Below are 17,499 nucleotides of genomic sequence, written 5' to 3'. Positions count from 1 at the left end.
GGTCAGCCGTCGGCCGGCGCGGTGGCGGCGCGGGCCACACCGACCAGCCGGTCGGTGTCGGCGAGCACTGCGTCGTCGTCGGTCGGAGTGCCGGGATCGAGTCGGACCGTCCAGGTCAGACCGTCAACCCCGGCCACGCGTCGGGCCGCGACCCGCGCCGCGCCGCCGGGCACCGGCTGGTGCTCGGTGTACGCGACCGAACGGGTCACCCGGGCCCGCACCTGGTGCGGCAACTCCCCCGGGTCGAGCAGCAGGTACGTCTCGGCCGGACCGTCGGCGACCACCGTGTAGCCGTCGCGCTCGACGACGGGCTCGGCGGGGGTGACTGTCAACTGCCGGCCGGACCAGACCGCCTTGAGGATGGTGTGCCAACCGAGCCGGTGCCCTCGACCGGGCAGCCACAACCCGAGGTTGGTGGCGACCACCACCCCGTCGCCCTCGCCGTTGCCGGCGGCGGCCCAGGCCACCACCCGCTCGTCGGCGGTCAGCGGCGGCCGGTCGGCCGGCGGCAGCTTCGGCTTGCGGCTGAACAGTCCCATCTAGAGGCCTCCCGCAGCCTGCTCGCGCAACGCCCGGGCGTGCTGCTCCAGGGACAGCAGCTCACCGAAGGCGGCGAAGTACTCGTCCTTGTTGTTGACCGGGTTGATCCGCTGGATGCGTGACTTGAGGTCCCGGACCCGGGCGGTCACCGACCCGAACTGCACCCGGGCCATGGTGATCGACACGTAGCGCGGGTCCGGTTCACCGTCGATCCGCAGTGGTTCGACGGCCAGCTCACCGACCAGCGCCGCTGCCGCCAGGTCCTCGCAGGCGTCGCGGACCGACTCGATCCAGACCGCGCCGCCGGTCGCCGACGCGGCACCACCGGCCGCCGCGATGGCCGTACGCACCGCGACGTGCACCGGGTGGCGGTATTCGGTGGCTTCGATCGTGTCGAACATCGGCCCGGCCAGGACCGGTTGCTGAAGGGCGAGTTTGAGCGCCTCCCGCTCGACCATCGACTGCGGGCTGTCCACCGCCGGCTCGGGGCGGGCGGAGGTCGGCCGGGCGGCGGGGGCGGCCTCGCGGGTGCCGGACGGCGCGGTGTTGCCGGCAGCGAGCACCGCCCGCTGCACCGGCTCGATCTCCATGCCGAGGTCCATGGCGAGCTTGCGGACGTACTCCGGGCGCTTCTCCCGGTCCTTCAGGCGGGCGACCAGCGGCGCGGCGTGGCGCATCGCCTCGACCCGGCCGTCGACGGTGTCCAGGTCGAAGCGGCTGATCACGTGCCGCAGCGCGAAGTCGACGAGCGGCTCACGGCGGGCGACCAGGTCACGCACCGCCAGGTCGCCCTTGGCCAGCCGCAGGTCGCACGGGTCCATGTTGTCCGGGCTGACCGCGATGAACGTGCGCCCGACGAAGCGCTGGTCGTCTTCGAAGGCGCGCAGCGCGGCCTTCTGCCCGGCGGCGTCACCGTCGAAGGTGAAGATGATCTCGCCGGCCACCTCGTCGCTGTCGAACAGGAGCCGGCGCAGGACGGAGATGTGGTCCGCGGCGAAGGCGGTGCCGCAGGTCGCCACCGCAGTGGTCACCCCGGCCAGGTGACAGGCCATCACGTCGGTGTAACCCTCGACGATCACCGCCCGACCCTGCTTGGCGATCTCCCGCTTGGCCTGGTCGATGCCGTAGAGCACGTGCGACTTCTTGTAGATCGGCGTCTCGGGCGTGTTCAGGTACTTCGGGCCGTCGTCGTCATCGAAGAGCTTGCGTGCGCCGAAGCCGATCACGTCGCCGGCGAGGTCGCGGATCGGCCAGAGCAGCCGGCGACGGAACCTGTCGATCAGGGTGCCGGAACGGGACTCCCGGGACAGCCCGGCAGTGACCAGCTCCTGGTGGGTGAAGCCCTGCTGGCGCAGGTGCTTGGTGAGCGGGTCCCAACCCTCCGGCGCGAAGCCACAGCCGTAGCGCTCGGCGGCGGCCCGGTCGAAGCCCCGGCGGGCCAGGAACTCCCGTGCCGCCCGCGCGCCGGCGGTGCTCAGTTGCGCGCTGTAGAACTCGACGGCGGCGGCGTGCGCGGCGACCAGGCGCTGCCGCTGGCCCTGCTGCGGTCGGGGGCGGGGGGTGCCCTTGTCGTCCTCGATGTAGCGCAGTTGGATGCCGGCGCGGCCGGCCAGCCGCTCGACGGACTCCACGAAGCTGAGGTGGTCGGCGTCCATCAGGAACTTGATCGCGTCCCCGCCGGCCCCGCAGCCGAAGCAGTACCAGACGTTGCGGGCCGGGGACACGTTGAACGACGGACTCTTCTCGTCGTGGAACGGGCACAGACCCTTGAGGTTGCCGCCGCCGGCGGACTTCAGGGTGACCGTCTCGGAGATCACATCCCCGATCGAGGTGCGTTCCCGGACCAGTGCGATGTCCTCGTCCCGGATCCGCCCAGCCATGCGCCACCCCCTCGCCGTACATCCTGCCCTGCCGGACCGACGACACGCCGGCCGGGGGACGCCGGTGTGGCGGCGGCCGCTGCCTGCTGGGCGGTTCCGGCCCGCCGGCCGGGTCCGCGCGGGGACCATGACCAGATGCGCCGGGTACGCAGCCAAGCCCCCCGCCTGCCGAGATGGCTGGCCGGACGGGTCGGGCTACCCGAACAGACCCCGGGTGCGGACGAAGCCGGACACCGGCACGCCACCTGGCTGGAGCTCTTCCTCGACATCATCTTCGTGTACGCGCTGGCGGCGGTGGTGGCTCGGCTGGGTGACGAGCCGAGCCCGTCGCCGACCGACGTACTGGCCGTGATCGGGCTCTTCGTGGTGGTCCAGTGGGCCTGGATGGGACAGGTCTACTACGACACCCGGTTCGACCCGGACGACGCGCTGCACCGGGTGCTGGTGCTCGTCGCGCTCGTGGGCGCGGGCGCGATGACCCTCGGGGTCGACGAGGTGCCGGAGAGCGTCCTCCTGCCCATCGGGTACCTGATCGTGCGGGGTGTGCTGCTCCTGCTGTACCTACGCGCCCGTTCCACCAGCCCGATGGCCCGGATGGTGACGACCATCTACCTGATCGGCTTCGGGTCAGGCTGGTTGATCTGGTTGGTGTCGCTGATCGTGCCCACCGAACTGCGGCCCGTCCTGTGGATCGTCGCGATGCTGATCGAACTGTCCACGCCCTGGGTCGGGGCACGTTGGCTCAACCGCTGGCCGGTGGACAACAGGCACCTGCCGGAACGGATCGGGCAGTTCACCATCATCGTGCTGGGTAGCGCGCTGGCCAGCCTGCTCTTCGCCGTGCCGGACCATCCTCCGCCCCACATGATCCTCACCGCGGCGTTGGCCTTCCTGATCCCGGCGGCCGTCTGGTGGGTCTACACCACATTCGTCACCACCCGCCTTCTCCAACGCCGGCTGCGTGGCGGGCAGGCGTACAGCTACCTGCACATTCCGCTCGGCGGTGCGCTGCTGCTGCTCGGCTGGTCACTCGGGCAGGTGGTCCGGCTGGTCGACGACGACGCCAACCACCTGCCGCTGGAGTTGCGGCTGCTGCTCGGCGCGTCGATGGTGATCTGGACGCTCTGCGGTCTCGCCCTGTACTGGCTGTGGACCCGGCCGAGCGCCGCCCGGTTCGCGATCGCCGTCTACGGGGTGGTCTCGGTCTCGCTGATCACCGTGACTGTGCACCAACCGAGGCTGATGCTGTCGCTGCTCTCCCTGGCCGTCGTCGGATACGCCGTCCTGGTCAGCCGGCGACTCGCCAAGGCCGGCCAGGCGAATCAGACGCCCGAGGGCTGAGCGGCGCTCAGGCCACCCGGGCCGGCTCGCCGACGCTCGTCTCCTCGGCCGCCACCTGCTGGTTCCAGTCGGCCTTGGTGGAACGCCAGCCCTCGTCGTCCATGCCACGCCGCCAGTAGCCGGAGATGGAGAGTCGGTCGAGGGGTACGCCCCGCTCACCGCGCAACAGCCGGCGCAACTCCCGGACGAAGGCCGCCTCGCCGTGCACGAAGGCGTGCACCTGGCCGGCCGGGAACTCCAACGCGCGTACCGCCGCGACCAGCGCCTCGCCCACCGGGCGTTCGCCACGGTGCAGCCAGGTCAACTCGACCGCCCCGGGGCTGAGCAGCTTCTGCTCCTCCGCCGGGTCGGCGATCTCCACGAAGACATGGGCCGGGGCACCCAGCGGAAGGCGCTCCAGCGCGGCGGCGATCGCCGGCAGGGCGCTCTCGTCACCGACAAGCAGGTGCCAGTCCGCGTCCGGGTTCGGGGCGTACGCGCCGCCGGGGCCGACGAAGTGCACCGGATCGCCGGCACGCAGCGCGGCGGCCCACGGGCCGGCCAACCCCTCGTCGCCGTGGTGCACCACATCGACGGTCAGCTCCCCGGCCAGCGGATCCCAGCGCCGCACGGTGTACGCGCGCAGCCGGGGCCACTGCTCCCGGGGCAGGTCCCGGCGGATCGCGGCGAGGTCCAACGGCTGCGGGTACGCGACGTTCGGCTGCGGGAACACCACCTTGATGTAGTGGTCGGTGAACTCGCCCACCGGCAGGCCGACCAGTTCGTCCCCACCGAGGACGAGCCGGATCAGGTGTGGGGTGGGCCGCTCGGTGCGCAGCACCCGGGCCGAGGTGACGTTCCTGGGGCGTTCCGTCATACCAGTTAGGCTAGCCTAAGTTGACGTGTGATCAAGCGGGGGTGTCCCGTTGCCGACCAGGCGGGTGTGCCAGGCCACCGCCGCCGGATCGGTGAGCGAGGCGACCTGGTCGATCACCACCCGCAATCTGGCCCGGTCGTCCGGGGCAGCCCGCCACAGCGGGACGAAGATCGGGTCGAGCCCTTCCGGGGCACTCCGGACCAGCGCGGCGACCAACTCCGCGAGCATCGTCCGCTGCCGCTCGTAGCGGCCCCGGAAGCCGCTGCGACGCATCACGTACCGCAGCGCTATGCCCTTGAGCAGCGCGCACTGCGCCCGTACCAGGCGGGGCACCACCAGGTCGGCGGCGTAGCGGCGGTGCGGGCCCGGACCGAAGCGTTCCTCCGTCGCCGCCACCGCAGCGGACACGAACAGCCCGGTCACGCCGCTGGTGGTGGCCTTCAACGCGACCTGCGCGCGATGGCTGCCGTCGTAGCCGGCGAGCGGGGCGAGCAGCGGACCGGCCAGCAGATCGACGAGCACCTCGGCCAGGTCCGCCTCGGACTCGCCGGAGTAGGCGGCGGCCACGTCGGCGCAGAGCGCGGCCCGCTCGTCGGCGTCGGTGAGCAGCGGGTGCAACGTGACATAACCACCGTGGATGCCGTCCTCCACGTCGTGCACCGAGTACGCGACGTCGTCGGCCCAGTCCATCACCTGGGCCTCCAGGCAACGCCGGTCGCCGGGTGCGCCGGCCCGGATCCAGTCGAAGACGGCCGCGTCGTCGGCGTACACCCCGAACTTGCGCTCCCCCGGCCGGCGCGGCCAGGGGTACTTGCCGATCGCGTCCAGCGACGCCCGGGTCAGGTTCAGCCCGGCGGACGAGCCGTCCGGGGCGAGCACCTTCGCCTCGAGGCGGGTCAACACCCGCAGGGTCTGCGCGTTGCCCTCGAAGCCGCCGCACGGCGTGGCGAGCAGATCCAAGGCAGCCTCGCCGTTGTGCCCGAACGGCGGGTGCCCGAGGTCGTGCGCGAGCCCCGCGACGTCCACCACGTCCGGGTCGCAGCCCAGCCGGGAACCCATCTCCCGGGCGATCTGGGCCACCTCCAACGAGTGGGTCAGCCGCGTACGCAGGAAGTCGTCGGTGCCGGCGGTGTGCACCTGGGTCTTGGTGGCCAGCCGGCGAAACGCCGCCGAGTGCAGCACCCGGGCCCGGTCGCGTTCGTACGGCGACCGGCGATGTCCGGTGTCCTTGGGCGGCTCCTCGACCAACCGGGCGTCCGCCGCCCCCGGCTCACTTCTCACGCAGCCGGCACAGTTCGCGACTGCGGGGCTCGCAAGACCGGCTCACTCCTCGCGCTCACGGAGGACGCAGAACTCGTTGCCCTCGGGGTCGGCCAGCACCGTCCACTCGACGTCGCCCTGACCGATGTCGACGTGCCGGGCGCCCATGTCGACCAGGCGCTCGACCTCAGCCTCCAGATCGGCGGGGCGCAGGTCGAGGTGCAGCCGGTTCTTGCGGTCCTTGCCCTCGGTCACCGGCACGAAGACCAGGCCGGGCAGGCGGTCGGCGGACTGGCGGATCTCCACCTCGTCGGGCTTCTCGGTGACGACCTGATAGCCGAGCGCCTCAGCCCACCAACGGGCCAGTCGGGCCGGATCGCGGGCGTCGACAGTCAGGCTCTCCCAGACACTCGTCATGCAGTCACCTCTTCCCGTTCGACGCGGCGCCCAATCGGCCGTGTACGAGCGAGCCAAGGTTACGCCCGCCACCACTGCCCGACCTGCTCACGACGCATCGATGAATGGCACACAACCACCGATTGGCCCCCAGTTGCCGACCGATCGCCGAGGGTTACGGTCTCGCGGTCGGAAGTCGCCACCGGTAGCGTTCCCAGCGCGGAACGTGACCAGCCGACTGACACGCAGAGCCGACCGGTGAGGGGTAACGCTCGTGGACGCAGACACGGTGATGGGACCGGAGCTACGCGGGCTGCGCCAGCGCCGACCCGACATCGCCGGCACGGTGCTCGCGGGCACCGACGGCCTGCTCATCTCCAGCGACCTACCCAGCACCGACGCCACCCATCTCGCCGCGCTCGCCGCCGCGAGTTTCGGGCTCGGGCACCGGGTGGCCGACACCGTCCGGCATGGTGAGTTCCGGGAGTCGGTCGTGTGCACCACAGCAGGCTGCGTGGTCACCTACCCGGCCGGGCGCAGCGCCCTGCTGACCCTCGTCACCGCGTCGGCGGCGGACGACCTGGAGGCGCTGCACGAGGAGGCGCGGGTGGTGGCCCGTCGGGCAGGGTCGTTCCTGGACATTCGCGGCGCGGGCATCGGCGCGACAGCCGTACCGGACGCGCACGCCCCGCTGGCCACGCGTACCCCGATGGCGACCCTGCCGGCGCAGTTGCGCCGCTCGTCCCGACCGACCTGGCGTCGTCCGCCGATCTGAACGCCGGCGGCGGCCCGGTGACCGGGCCGCCGCCGGCGTGCGTCAACGGCTGTCCGACCCGCCGCTCTCCACGACCGCCCGGCCGGCCTCCAGCCGGGCCACCGGCACCCGGAACGGCGAACAGGACACGTAGTCCAGGCCGACCTCGTGGAAGAAGTGCACCGAGTCCGGGTCACCGCCGTGCTCACCGCAGACACCGAGCTTGAGCCCGGGGCGGGCGGCCCGGCCCTCCTCGGCGGCGATCCGCACCAGCCGACCGACACCGTCGCGGTCGATCGACTCGAACGGCGAGATGCCGAAGATGCCCAACTCCAGGTAGCGCCAGAAGAACGCCCCCTCGACGTCGTCGCGCGAGAAGCCCCAGCCCATCTGGGTCAGGTCGTTGGTGCCGAAGGAGAAGAACTCGGCGGCCTCGGCGATCTGCCCGGCGGTCAACGCCGCCCGGGGCACCTCGATCATGGTGCCGATCAGCACCTCGACGCCGCTGTCCCCGACCACCTCGGCAATGATCTTCTCGGCCTCGGCGCGAACCGTCTCCAGCTCCTGCACCGCCCCGACCAGCGGCACCATGATCTCCGGCTTGGCCGTGCCCCCGTCGCGGGCGCAACTGACCGCCGCCTCGGCGATGGCGCGGACCTGCATCGCGAACAGGCCGGGGATGACCAGGCCGAGGCGTACACCCCGCAGCCCGAGCATCGGGTTCTCCTCGTGCATCCGCCGGACGGCGGCGAGCAGCGCCTCCTCCTTGGCCACGTCCTCGCCGCGTTCCTGCGCGACAGCCACGTTGACGGCGAGCTGCTCCAACGGCGGCAGGAACTCGTGCAACGGCGGATCGATGAGCCGGACGGTGACCGGCAGGCCGTCCATCTCGCGGAAGATCTCCTCGAAGTCGGCCCGCTGCAACGGCAGCAACGCCGCCAGCGCCGCCTCCCGCTCACCCGGGGCCCGGGCCAGGATCAGCCGCTCGACCAGCTCCCGCCGGTCACCGAGGAACATGTGCTCGGTGCGGCACAACCCGATGCCCTCGGCGCCGAAGCGCCGGGCCCGAGCGGCGTCCGCGCCGGTGTCGGCGTTCGTGCGGACCGCCAGCCGCCGCTTGCCGTCGGCGTGCGTCATGATCCGGTGTACGGCCCGGACCAGCGCGTTGTCGATGTGCTCGGGGTCGAGGCTGCCCTCGAAGTACTGCACGACCTCGGAGGGCATGACCGGCACCTCGCCGAGGTAGACCTTGCCGGTGGTGCCGTCGATGGACACCACATCGCCCTCGGCGACGGTCTGGCCGGCGACAGTGAACCGCTTCGCCGGCACGTTCACCTCGATCTCGTCGGCACCGGAGACGCAGGTCTTACCCATGCCCCGGGCCACCACCGCCGCGTGACTGGTCTTGCCGCCGCGCGAGGTCAGGATGCCCTTCGCGGCGATCATGCCGTTCAGGTCGTCCGGGTTGGTCTCCCGGCGCACCAGGATCACCGACTTCCCCTCGGCGGCCAGCTCGACGGCTCGGGCGGAGGTGAACACCACAGTGCCGGACGCCGCGCCCGGCGACGCGCCGATGCCAGTGGCGACCGGCTGGAACTCGTGGTCGAGCTGGAAGCGCGGGAACATCAGCTGGGCCAGTTGCGCGCCATTGACCCGGTGCAGCGCCTCATCCAGGTCGATCAGGCCCTCGTCGACGAGCTGTCCGGCGATGACGAACGCGGCGGCGGCGGTGCGTTTGCCGACCCGGGTCTGCAGCATCCACAGCTTGCCGCGTTCGATGGTGAACTCGATGTCGCAGAGGTCCTTGTAGTGCTCCTCCAGCCGCGCCATGATGCCGAGCAGCTCGTCGTAGGACGCCTTGTCGAGCTGCTCCAACTCCTGCAACGGCACCGTGTTGCGGATGCCGGCGACCACGTCCTCACCCTGGGCGTTGGCCAGGTAGTCGCCGTAGATGCCCTGCGCCCCGCTGGCCGGGTCACGGGTGAACGCGACACCGGTGCCGGAGTCGGGCCCGAGGTTGCCGAAGACCATCGTCACCACGTTGACAGCGGTGCCGAGGTCGGTCGGGATCCGCTCCTGGCGACGGTAGAGCACCGCGCGCTCGGCGTTCCACGACTCGAAGACCGCCCGGATGGCCAGGTCGAGCTGTTCGCGTGGCTGCTGCGGGAACTCCCGGCCGGTGTGCTTCAAGAAGATCTTCTTGTACGCGTCGACCAGCCCCCGCAGGTCGTCGGCGTCCAGATCCAGGTCGTTGTGGGTGCCCTTGGCGTGCTTGGCCTCGTCGAGCGCGTGCTCGAACTCCTCGCCCGGCACCTCGCAGACGGTCTTGCCGAACATCTGGATGAGTCGCCGGTAGGAGTCCCAGGCGAACCGCTCGTTGTTGCCGGCCTGGGCTGCGAGTCCTTCCACGCTCTGGTCGTTGAGACCGACGTTGAGGACGGTCTCCATCATGCCGGGCATGGAGAACTTGGCACCGGAGCGGACGGAGACCAGCAGTGGGTCCTGCGGGTCACCGAGGCGCTTGCCCATCGCCCGCTCCAGCGACTCCAGGTGCGCCTCGATCTGACCGGCGAGCCCGTCCGGCTCCCGTCCCGTCGCGAGGTACGCCTGGCACGCCTCGGTGGTGATGGTGAAGCCGGGCGGAACGGGCAGGCCCAGATTGGTCATCTCGGCGAGGTTTGCCCCCTTGCCGCCCAGCAACTCCTTGAGCTCCTTGTTGCCTTCGGAGAAGTCGTAGACGTACTTGTGATCGACGGTCTCTTGCGCTGCCACCAGAGCCTCCACAACACACGCGCCGGATTGACACTTAACGAAGGTTCAGTTTTCTTCTTCCCCGGGACGGACCGCCGGTAATCCCGGGGTCAACGTCGATCGGTGGGCGAAGATTAAGCGACCATCGACTGACCTGGGACCGTTCGGTGACAATTGGCACAGCTATCACGACTATCCGTGTTCGTACCGGTTTTTGGGAACGCTTCCATGCGCACCAACACGCATACGGCCGAGCGTCGTACGCTTGACGGCACGCCGCCGGTGAACCTCACTTTTGCCATAACCGACGCGAATACACCCCCCGGAGTCGCCGCCGTGTCGACCACCCCCTCCCCCGGCCCCACCGCCGTCCCCGCACCGCTCTCGGCGGGGGAACCGGACGCGGCCACACTGGCCCGCACGGCCGAGCAGACAGCAAGCGCGTTGCTCGCCCCGGCGGCCCCCCACCGGCTGGCCGACGTCGTGCCCGCCCCACAGCACGTCCAGCCGGACCCGACCGCCGACTGGACCCTCCCAGCCGAAGCCGTCATCGTGTCCAGCGCCGACCCCGCCGCGTTGGCGGTCGCCGAGCAGCTCGCCCAGCTCCTGCGTCCGGCCACCGGCTACCCGCTGCCGGTCACCGACGCCACCACGCCGGAGCCCGCCGGTGGCATCGCGCTGGCGCTCAACGGCAGCGCCGACCTCGGCGCGGAGGGCTACCGCCTCGACATCGCCACCGACGGAGTGAACGTCGCCGCCGCCACCGCCGCCGGCCTCTATTACGGCGTACAGACGCTGCGCCAACTGCTGCCAGCGGCGATCGAGAGCACCACCCCGGTCACCGAACGCTGGGTGCTGCCCGGCGGGACCATCACCGACGCACCCCGGTTCCCCTACCGGGGCGCGATGCTCGACGTCGCGCGGCACTTCTTCGCCGTCGAGGACGTGCTGCGGGTGGTCGACCACCTGGCCCGCTACAAGCTCAACCACCTGCACCTGCACCTCACCGACGACCAGGGCTGGCGCATCACCGTCGACTCCTGGCCGAAGCTGACCAGCATCGGCGGCACGACAGAGGTCGGCGGCGGCCCCGGCGGGCACTACACGAAGGCCGACTACGCGCGGATCGTCTCCTACGCGGCAGCCCGCCACATCACCGTCGTCCCGGAGATCGACCTGCCGGGGCACACCAACTCGGCGCTGGTCGCGTACCCGGAGCTGGCACCGGACAAGATCGCACCGCCGCCGTACACCGGCACCGAGGTCGGCTTCAGCTACGTCGACCCGGCCGACGAGCGCACGTACGACTTCGTCGCCGACGTGCTGGGCGAGGTGGCCGCGCTCACCCCCGGCCCCTGGCTGCACGTCGGCGGCGACGAGGCGTTCAAGGTCAAGGGCGAGGTCTACACCGGTTTCGTCGAGCGGGTCCAGCGCATCGTGGCCGACCTCGGCAAGACCGTCGTCGGCTGGCACCAGCTCGCGCCAGCCGCCCACCTCGACGGGCGGGTCCTGCAGTGGTGGGGCACGAACGGCGAGGACCCCACCACCGTCGACGCCGTACGCCGGGGCGCCCGGCTGATCGTCTCCCCCGGCAACCACGCCTACCTGGACATGAAGTACGCCCCGGACACCCCGATCGGGCACGACTGGGCCGGCCTCATCGACGTGCGAAAGGCGTACGACTGGGATCCGGGCACGCACGTCGCCGGCGTACCCACCGAGGCGGTTCTCGGTGTGGAGGCCCCGCTCTGGACCGAATCGGTCACCTCGCTGGCCGACATCGAACTGCTGCTCCTGCCCCGCCTCCCGGCCATCGCCGAGTTGGGCTGGTCACCCCGGGCAAGCCACGACTGGGCCGACTTCCGCGACCGCCTGGCCGGCCAAGGCCCGCGCTGGACGACGGCCGGGATCACCTTCCACCGCGCGCCCGAGATCCCCTGGCCAACCACCCCGATCATCCCCACCCAACCCAACCCGGCGGTCCCGAGCCAGGGCAACACGACCCGAGAGGGTGCCAACCCGATATAGGCCCGATTCCGGTGGTCGCTGCAGATCGCCGATATCGCGGCATCCTTCAGCCAGGACGCCCCACATGGCCGACCCGGCGTGGGTCGCTCGACGCCGGATGTCCGATATCAGGCTTAACGTCCCGTGGCCGGGGCCACCCGGATGGCGGAATCGTCGGCCTGGCGGGGTCGTTATACCTGGCACGGCACCGCGACTGTCGGTCGTCGGTGCAGGGCAGCCGCCGGGAACACCGGCCGGGCCGCCCCAGTTACATCCCGCGCACAGCGCAGCAGCACCGGCAAAGAACCCGGCGGAATGATCCGCCGCCCCGCACCGTTGTGCTCTGTCCCGACGCCGGCCCCACGGGCCGCCGGGACGAGAACATTGCGTATCTCCCGCGCGGATCGCTGTCCCCTGTCACGCCGCGCGGCACCCCCGATGAAGCAGAGGAGCACGCCATCATGCGTACCGATCTGATTCGTAAGACCGCTCTGACCGCCGCTGGCCTCGCGTTCACCGGTGGCGCCATCGTCGGACCCGTCACCACCGCGTTCGCCACCCCGAACACCGGCAAGCCGGCGTCGCAGGCGCAGACCGACCGCAAGGGCCACGGTGAGCGTCAGCTGGGCGTGCGCTACGAAGCCCAGCCGAACTTCTACTACTGCGGCCCCGCCGCCGCCCGCAACGCCCTTTCCGTGCAGGGCAAGGACATCAGCGTGGACGCCATGGCCAAGGAGATGGGCACCACCGAGGCCGGCACCAACTCCATCAACGACATCACCCCGGTGCTGAACAAGGAGACCGGTAAGAACGACGCCTACCACTCCGTCGAGATCAGCACGCCCAAGGCCGATGAGAAGCAGACCGACAAGCTTCGCGCCGACGTCGTCAAGACCGTCGACGACGGACGGGCCGTGGTCGCGAACATCGCCGGCACCACCACCGACACCGACGGTGGTATCCACTCCTTCGAGGGTGGGCACTACATCAGCGTCGTCGGCTACCGCGACAACGGCAACATCGTCAAGATCGCCGACTCCGCCGACCCGAACACCGCCTCGTACGAGGTCACCATCGAGCACCTGGCGGACTGGATCGCCACCCGCGGCTACGCCACCAGCTGAGCACCACCCAACTCGGAAGGGCCGGACCCCACCACGGGGTCCGGCCCTTCCGCATGCCCAACGCCCCGCGCCCCGCGCCCCGCGCCCCGCGCCCCGCGCCCCGCGCCCCGCGCCCCGCGCCCCGCGCCCCGCGCCCCGCGCCCAAGATCCGAGCAAGATCCCCGATGTTGCTGCCTCCGACACGCCGGAGACACCAACATCCCTGATGTTGCTCGGATCTCGGCGACGAAGTATCCGGCGCGGGGTCCGTTGGCTGCGTCACGGGCCCTTTAAAGCTGATGTCGTAGACGAATCAGCGTCACCAGGGCAGCCGCGAAGCAACGTCGCAATGGGACCTGCCGGGCAACCCGGTGGCGGCACCTGCAGGGCAACTCGCCACGGCAACTCGCCACGGCAACCCACAGGGCAACACGGTGACGGCAAGCGGTGGTGGTAGCCGCAGGGCAGGGCAACACTGTGGCGGCAGCCACAGAGCAACAAGCGGTCGCGGCAGCCGCAGGGCAATAACGGTGGCGGCCACAGAGCAGCGCGAGTCAGTGGCACCGCCGGACGGCGCACGGCCGAGCCCAGGTCATGACTCGTTTACGACATCAGCTCGATAGCGTGCCGCACCCCTACGTCCACCCCTGCTCCCGGCCGGAACCGGGCCGGGAGCCTGCGAAGAAGATCCGACGGCGACGACCCCACGAGGGTCGAGGACTCAGCCGCCGGAGTCGTCCATCTCGGCACCCTCGGGGACCGTGTCGTCGTCCCGGCTGGCCAGCCAACCCTCCGGCAGGAAGACCTTGCCGGGCGAGTTGGTACGCCCGCGCGGCTGCCCGAGGGCGGTCATCGGGAACGGCTCCGCCGGGTCGAGCTTGCCGAGCAGGTCGTCGAGCTGGGCCAGGCTTTCGATCATCGCCAGCGAGCGCCGCAGCTCACCGCCGACGGGGAAGCCCTTGAGGTACCAGGCGACGTGCTTGCGGAAGTCGGTGCAGCCGTCGCGTTCACCTCGGGCCGGGTTGCGGGCGCCGGCAGTGAACTGGTCGACCAGCAGCTCGGCGTGCCGGCGCATGGTCACGGCCACCTCGCCGAGGTTAGGTAGCCGCCGCTCCGGCCGACCGTTGAAGGCGGCCTCCAGGTCGGCGAAGAGCCACGGCCGGCCCAGGCAGCCGCGCCCGATGACCACGCCGTCGACGCCGGTGTGGGCCACCATGCGCAGCGCGTCGTCGGCTTCCCAGATGTCGCCGTTGCCGAGCACCGGCACATCGAGGGCCTGCTTCAGGGTGGCGATCGCGTCCCAGTCGGCGGTGCCCGAGTAGCGCTGCGAGGCCGTGCGCCCGTGCAGGGCCACCGCTGCCACGCCGGCCTCCTGGGCGGCGAGCCCGGCTTCGACGTACGTCAGGTGGTCGTCGTCGATGCCCTTGCGCATCTTGACAGTGACCGGCACGCCGGACGGTGCCGCGGCGGCCACCGCGGCCCGCACGAGTCGCGCGAAGAGCCGCCGCCGCCACGGCAGCGCCGCGCCGCCACCGCGCCGGGTGACCTTCGGGACCGGGCAGCCGAAGTTGAGGTCGATGTGATCGGCCAGGTTGCGCTCGACGACGATCCGCACGGCGGCGGCGGTGATCTCCGGATCGGTGCCGTAGAGCTGGAGACTGCGGGGCTTCTCGTCGTCGCCGAACGCGATCATGCGCAGCGTCTTCGGGTTGCGCTCGACAAGCGCCCGAGTGGTGATCATCTCGCAGACGTAGATGCCGCCGCCCTGCTCGCGACAGAGCCGACGGAACCCGATGTTGGTGATCCCAGCCATCGGCGCGAGCACGACCGGCGGCCACACCTGGTGCTGGCCGAGAGTCAGCGGGCGCAGCGCGGGCACGGTCGAGGCAGTCACCGGACAAGTGTACGGGGCCCCGACCGGCGCTCATCGCGTCGGCCGAGGCCCCGTGCGCAGAGTCTCAGCAGCCCGGGAGACGCTCGATCAGGTAGCGCTCGACCTGGTCCAGGGAGACGCGCTCCTGGGCCATGGTGTCCCGGTTGCGCACCGTCACCGCGTTGTCGTCAAGGGTGTCGAAGTCGACGGTGACGCAGAACGGGGTGCCGATCTCGTCCTGCCGCCGGTAGCGACGCCCGATCGCCTGCGAGTCGTCGAACTCCACCACCCAGCGCTTGCGCAGCAGGGTCGCGAGATCCTTGGCCTTGGGCGACAGCGCCTCGTTGCGGGACAGCGGCAGCACCGCCACCTTGACCGGGGCGAGCCTCGGGTCGAACCGCATCACGGTGCGCTTGTCCACGCCGCCCTTGGTGTTCGGCGCCTCGTCCTCGTCGTACGCCTCCAGCAGGAAGGCGAGCACCGCGCGGGTCAGACCCGCGGCCGGCTCGATGACGTACGGCATCCAGCGCTCACTCTTGCTCTGGTCGAAGTACGACAGGTCGACGCCGGAGTGCTTGCTGTGCGTGGAGAGGTCGAAGTCGGTGCGGTTGGCGACACCCTCAAGCTCGGCGAACTCGGTGCCACCGAACTGGAAGCGGTACTCGATGTCCACGGTCCGCTTCGAGTAGTGCGACAGCTTCTCCTTGGGGTGCTCGAACAGCCGCAGATTGTCCGCCGAGAGGCCGAGGTCGAGGTACCAGTTCCAGCGCTCCTGGAGCCAGTACTCGTGCCACTGCTCGTCGGTGCCCGGCTCGACGAAGAACTCCATCTCCATCTGCTCGAACTCTCGGGTCCGGAAGATGAAGTTGCCCGGGGTGATCTCGTTGCGGAACGACTTGCCGGTCTGCGCGATGCCGAACGGGGGCTTCTTGCGGGCGACCGTCTCGACGTTCTTGTAGTTGACGAAGATGCCCTGCGCGGTCTCCGGGCGCAGGTAGTGCAGCCCCTCGTCGCTCTCCACCGGGCCCAGGTAGGTCTTCATCAGGCCGTTGAACATCTTCGGCTCAGTGAAGGTGCCCTTGTTGCCGCAGTTGGGGCAGTTCAGCTCGGCCAGCGAGGTGAGCGGCTTGCCGTGCTTCTCGGCGTACGCCTCTTCCAGGTGGTCAGCCCGGAACCGCTTGTGACAGAACTGGCACTCGGTGAGCGGGTCGACGAACTCGGCGATGTGGCCGGACGCCTCCCACACCTTGCGGGACAGGATCACCGCGGAGTCCAGGCCGACGACGTCGTCGCGCTGCTGGACCATCGTCTTCCACCACTGCCGGCGGACGTTCTCCTTGAGCTCCACGCCGAGCGGACCGTAGTCCCACGCCGATCGGGTGCCCCCGTAGATCTCACTGGAGGGGAAGACGAAGCCTCGGCGCTTGGCGAGGCTGACGACGGCGTCGATACGGTCGGCTGGCATGTTTCCTCCTACGCCGGCTGGCGGTCGGCGGGGGCGAGATGTGGATGGAACGGTCGGTTCGGGACAACGGTACGACCACCGTCCCCCCGAGCCCAGCAGAATACCGGGGACGGGTCAGCTGACCTCGCAGACCTCCACGCCGCCGGTCTGCCCGTCCTGCCCGAGGCTGACCTGTTGCCGCTCCCGGTCGCCGCCGTCGAGGGTCACGTCGACCGGCACGGTCAGGTAGGTGGTGTCCACCTCGCCCACCCGGAACGCTGTCACCTGCGGTTCGGCGGCGGCGCGCCGTTCGAACTCCGGCCGGGACTCACGCCGCTGCGCGTCGTCGCAGAGCTGGTCGTACGCCCGCCCGTAGTTCCGCTCGACGAGCGCCTGGTAGTAGTCGCCGGTCACGGTGCGGGCCTGTTCCCGAATGGCCTGGACTCCGCTGACGGCCAGGCCGACGACGGCGGTGCCACCGCCGCCGCAGCAGAGCACCACGGCGAGCGCGCCGACGCCGAGGCCGATCCAGAGCCGAGTCCGGCGGCCCTCGGTGGGCGGCGCGGCGAACGGCGGAGCCACCCCGGGACCGGGTGGCGGGGCGGGTGCGGTCATAGGAGCAGCGTAGTGTCCGGCGGCTCAGCGGTAAGGACCCGCAGCCCGATCACTCTCGGCGACGACCACGGCCCCGCCGGGGGCGGCGGTGGCCAGCGCCTCGTACGCGGAGGGCTCGTCGACGGACTCGGCGAGCAGCGGCACGGCGCTGACCTTGACCTCGAAGGCGCCCAGCGCCCGCCGGTACGTGCCGACCGACTCCCATTCGGTGACCAGTGACCAGTGCCGGGGGTCGTCCAACGCCCGGACCAGTTGGCCGCGCAGGTAGCCGGGCCGGGCGGCCAGCGCGGTGAGGGCGGCGTGCGCCCGTTCGGTGAAGCCGTCGGCGGCATCGACGTCGACCACGAACCGGTTGGTCACCAGCACCGGGGGTTCCTCCTCGTAGAGTCTGTGGGATGCAGCGTACGCAGCGCCCTCTGCTCGCCCGGTTGGCCGGGGCGAACCCGACGTCGGTGTTCCTGCTCACCCTGGTGGTGGTGCTGGTGGCGTTCTTCACGCCCGGGGTGATCGGCGGGCTGCTCACGCTCGCGCTCGCCGGCGTCCTGATCGCCCTGTTGGCGACGACCTGGGCGGTTCAGGCGCCGCAGACCCGGCTGATCCGGCTGGTGATGCTCACCCTGCTGGTGGCTGTGGGTCTCGCGAAGCTCCTCTGACATGCAATCATGCGTTTTTGACAATC

14 protein-coding genes and 1 pseudogene are annotated in these 17,499 nt (G+C 70.8%); 5 read left to right on the top strand and 10 right to left on the bottom strand.

Annotated elements, in window-relative coordinates:
* Positions 1–2: 2 nt before the first annotated feature.
* Both ACLQ3F_RS28375 and dnaG read right to left on the bottom strand, forming a co-directional pair.
* The gene (locus tag ACLQ3F_RS28375) at positions 3–539 is read right to left on the bottom strand and encodes a hypothetical protein (RefSeq protein WP_355009809.1); all 537 of its coding nucleotides are present in this window, start codon (positions 537–539) and stop codon (positions 3–5) included.
* Positions 540–2,442 (bottom strand): annotated as a pseudogene (gene dnaG, locus ACLQ3F_RS28370) (DNA primase). It lies immediately after the preceding gene.
* A 113-nt stretch (positions 2,443–2,555) separates the two neighbouring features.
* Between dnaG and ACLQ3F_RS28365 the strand changes: the two are divergent.
* On the top strand, positions 2,556–3,761 hold the full coding sequence (locus tag ACLQ3F_RS28365; RefSeq protein ID WP_425852500.1) for a low temperature requirement protein A: 1,206 nt from the start codon (positions 2,556–2,558) through the stop codon (positions 3,759–3,761).
* A gap of 7 nt (positions 3,762–3,768) precedes the next feature.
* Here ACLQ3F_RS28365 and ACLQ3F_RS28360 read toward each other — a convergent pair whose 3' ends face one another.
* From ACLQ3F_RS28360 to ACLQ3F_RS28350, 3 genes are read right to left on the bottom strand one after another with little or no spacing between them, the layout of a single operon-like run.
* A complete protein-coding gene (locus ACLQ3F_RS28360; protein ID WP_425852498.1) occupies positions 3,769–4,617 on the bottom strand; it encodes a siderophore-interacting protein in 849 nt (282 codons plus the stop codon).
* Positions 4,618–4,632: 15 nt separating this feature from the next.
* Positions 4,633–5,898: a deoxyguanosinetriphosphate triphosphohydrolase gene (locus ACLQ3F_RS28355; protein WP_425852496.1), complete on the bottom strand. Its 1,266-nt coding sequence runs from the start codon at positions 5,896–5,898 to the stop codon at positions 4,633–4,635.
* 42 nt (positions 5,899–5,940) lie between these two features.
* Positions 5,941–6,294 (bottom strand): VOC family protein, encoded by a 354-nt coding sequence (locus ACLQ3F_RS28350; protein ID WP_425852494.1) that lies wholly within the window; start codon positions 6,292–6,294, stop codon positions 5,941–5,943.
* A 253-nt stretch (positions 6,295–6,547) separates the two neighbouring features.
* Here ACLQ3F_RS28350 and ACLQ3F_RS28345 point away from each other — a divergent pair, with 253 nt between their 5' ends.
* Positions 6,548–7,048 (top strand): roadblock/LC7 domain-containing protein, encoded by a 501-nt coding sequence (locus tag ACLQ3F_RS28345; protein ID WP_357207070.1) that lies wholly within the window; start codon positions 6,548–6,550, stop codon positions 7,046–7,048.
* A 42-nt stretch (positions 7,049–7,090) separates the two neighbouring features.
* On the opposite strand, the gene ppdK is transcribed toward ACLQ3F_RS28345, so the two are convergent.
* Positions 7,091–9,799: a pyruvate, phosphate dikinase gene (gene ppdK, locus ACLQ3F_RS28340; RefSeq protein ID WP_425852492.1), complete on the bottom strand. Its 2,709-nt coding sequence runs from the start codon at positions 9,797–9,799 to the stop codon at positions 7,091–7,093.
* A gap of 207 nt (positions 9,800–10,006) precedes the next feature.
* Between ppdK and ACLQ3F_RS28335 the strand changes: the two genes are divergently transcribed.
* Together ACLQ3F_RS28335 and ACLQ3F_RS28330 are read left to right on the top strand one after the other, a co-directional pair.
* Positions 10,007–11,806 (top strand): beta-N-acetylhexosaminidase, encoded by a 1,800-nt coding sequence (locus ACLQ3F_RS28335; RefSeq protein ID WP_425852491.1) that lies wholly within the window; start codon positions 10,007–10,009, stop codon positions 11,804–11,806.
* 440 nt (positions 11,807–12,246) lie between these two features.
* A complete protein-coding gene (locus ACLQ3F_RS28330) occupies positions 12,247–12,909 on the top strand; it encodes a C39 family peptidase (RefSeq protein ID WP_425852490.1) in 663 nt (220 codons plus the stop codon).
* Positions 12,910–13,609: 700 nt separating this feature from the next.
* On the opposite strand, the gene dusB is transcribed toward ACLQ3F_RS28330, so the two are convergent.
* The 4 genes from dusB to ACLQ3F_RS28310 form a co-directional block, all read right to left on the bottom strand.
* Positions 13,610–14,782, bottom strand: coding sequence for a tRNA dihydrouridine synthase DusB (dusB, locus tag ACLQ3F_RS28325; protein WP_425852489.1), 1,173 nt, complete (start codon positions 14,780–14,782; stop codon positions 13,610–13,612).
* A 64-nt stretch (positions 14,783–14,846) separates the two neighbouring features.
* Positions 14,847–16,226 carry a glycine--tRNA ligase gene (locus ACLQ3F_RS28320; RefSeq protein WP_091409675.1) on the bottom strand — a complete coding sequence of 460 codons (1,380 nt, stop codon included), beginning with the start codon at positions 16,224–16,226 and terminating at the stop codon, positions 14,847–14,849.
* 114 nt (positions 16,227–16,340) lie between these two features.
* Positions 16,341–16,820: a hypothetical protein gene (locus tag ACLQ3F_RS28315; RefSeq protein WP_112589144.1), complete on the bottom strand. Its 480-nt coding sequence runs from the start codon at positions 16,818–16,820 to the stop codon at positions 16,341–16,343.
* 24 nt (positions 16,821–16,844) lie between these two features.
* Positions 16,845–17,186: an antibiotic biosynthesis monooxygenase family protein gene (locus tag ACLQ3F_RS28310; RefSeq protein WP_112589142.1), complete on the bottom strand. Its 342-nt coding sequence runs from the start codon at positions 17,184–17,186 to the stop codon at positions 16,845–16,847.
* 29 nt (positions 17,187–17,215) lie between these two features.
* On the opposite strand from ACLQ3F_RS28310, the gene ACLQ3F_RS28305 reads away from it, so the two are divergent.
* Positions 17,216–17,473, top strand: coding sequence for a hypothetical protein (locus ACLQ3F_RS28305; RefSeq protein WP_355009246.1), 258 nt, complete (start codon positions 17,216–17,218; stop codon positions 17,471–17,473).
* Positions 17,474–17,499 lie beyond the last annotated feature (26 nt).

The organism is Micromonospora sp. DT15 (assembly GCF_049841475.1).
Lineage (GTDB): Bacteria > Actinomycetota > Actinomycetes > Mycobacteriales > Micromonosporaceae > Micromonospora.
This window is presented reverse-complemented; position numbering and strand designations above follow the sequence as displayed.